The 591-nt window shown below is 68.9% G+C and carries 1 pseudogene; it reads left to right on the forward strand.

Features of this window, described 5'->3' with window-relative positions:
* Positions 1–591 (forward strand): annotated as a pseudogene (locus JCM19049_RS16990) (pyruvate carboxylase); the annotation flags it as partial.

The raw sequence follows: 591 nt of genomic DNA on the forward strand, positions 1-591 counted from the left end.
CCGACCGTGTTCCTGGAACAGGCCGTGCTGCGCCCGCGGCACATCGAGGTGCAGATCCTGGCCGATGAGCACGGCAACGTCGTGCACCTGCACGAGCGCGACTGCTCGCTGCAGCGCCGCCACCAGAAGGTCGTGGAGATCGCCCCGGCCCCGAACCTGGACGATTCGATCCGCCAGGCGCTGTACCGCGACGCGGTCAAGTTCGCCACCGCCCTGGGCTACCAGAACGCCGGCACCGTCGAATTCCTGGTCGACACCGTGGGCGAGCGCGCCGGGCAGCACGTGTTCATCGAGATGAACCCGCGCATCCAGGTCGAGCACACGGTCACCGAGGAGGTCACCGACATCGACCTGGTGCAGGCGCAGATGCGCATCGCCGCCGGGGCCACCCTGGAGGAGCTGGGCATCCGCCAGGAGGAGATCAAGGTCCGCGGCTGGGCGCTGCAGTCGCGCATCACCACCGAGGACCCGGCCAACGGTTTCCGTCCGGATGTGGGCACCATCACCGTGTACCGTTCGGCCGGTGGCTCCGGGGTGCGCCTGGATGGCGGCACCGTCTACACCGGCGCGGAATTCGCACTCGACTCATGC

The organism is Arthrobacter sp. JCM 19049 (assembly GCF_001310435.1).